1 protein-coding gene and 1 pseudogene are annotated in these 1,281 nt (G+C 32.2%); both read left to right on the top strand.

The window, feature by feature from the left end; genetic code table 11:
- Positions 1 to 999 (top strand): MFS transporter (locus HG1285_RS01065; RefSeq protein ID WP_032497195.1); only part of this gene is annotated, 999 nt, incomplete at its 5' end.
- 47 nt (positions 1,000 to 1,046) lie between these two features.
- Positions 1,047 to 1,281: pseudogene (locus HG1285_RS18545) on the top strand (hypothetical protein); the annotation flags it as partial.

The following is a 1,281-nucleotide window of genomic DNA, read 5'->3' as shown; positions in this document are numbered from 1 at the left end:
ATTTCTACAACAGCAATAGGTCTTTTACCAACCTATGAAACAATTGGAATTCTTGCTCCAACTTTACTTGTTTTACTGAAATTAATTCAAGGTCTTTCTGTTGGAGGTGAGTATACTACTTCAATATCTTTTTTAGTTGAGCATGCTCCTCAGGATAAAAGAGGGCTTTATGGAAGCGTAGGTATACTTGGTGCAGTTGCTGGTATTTTACTCGGTTCTGCTTCTGGTGCGTTTATAACAAAAGTTTTAACAGATGAAGCTCTTTACAGCTGGGGATGGAGAGTGTTATTTTTTACAGGTGTAATACTTGGGTTTGTTGGTTATTATGTTAGAAAACACATAGATGAAACTCCAAAGTTTTTAGAGCTTGAATATGAAGAATTAAAAGCAAAATCTCCATTAAAAGAACTTTTTGGGAAAGGAAAAAGTAAGCTTGCCAAAACTTTTGCATTAAGTACTTTTCAGGCTGTTGGGTTCTATACAATTTTTGTTTATACAGCAAGTCATTTGTCTGTTTTTGTGAAATTCCCAAAATCTATAGCTTTAACTATAAATACTGTAAGTATGATAATCCTTGCTCTACTTATTCCTGTAATGGGATTTTTATCTGATAAAGTTGGAAGAAGACCTGTAATATTGTTTTCTACATTTTTGACGGTAATTTTTGCGTATCCTTTATTTTCATTTTTATCAAATGGAAGTTTTGAAGACGCACTTATAGGTCAGGTTATATTTGCTGTAATAGTGGCTGGATTTATGGCAGTCCTTCCTACTACACTGGTTGAGATATTCCCAACTAACATAAGAAATTCAGGTTATTCCATAGGATATAACCTTCCTTTTGCAATTTTTGGCGGTACTTCTCCGTTAATTGCAACATATTTAATTAAAGAAACAGGAAATTTGGCATCTCCTGCGTTTTATTTAATATTTGCAGCCTCAGTTGCATTTTTTGCAGGTTTAACATTAAAAGAAACTGCAAATAAACCTTTAGAATAAAGTATTTTTTCCGATAATTATATATATAAACTTTGGAGGGTAAGAGCATGAGAAGACCTGAACCTAAGAATGTTGAGTCTCCATTCAACATAGATGAAATGTTTATTTCAGAAACAGATTTAAAAGGTATTATTTTGTTTGGTAATAAGGTTTTTTCTCGTGTAGCTAAATATCCTTTGTCAGAAATGATAGGAAAACCTCATAATATAATCAGACATCCTGACATGCCTAAAGTTGTTTTTAACTTTTATGGCAGTTTATACAAAATGATAAACCTTTTTC

This window comes from Hydrogenivirga sp. 128-5-R1-1 (assembly GCF_000171895.1).
The sequence above is the reverse complement of the archived record's forward strand: the minus strand, read 5'-3'. Positions and strand labels throughout refer to the sequence as shown.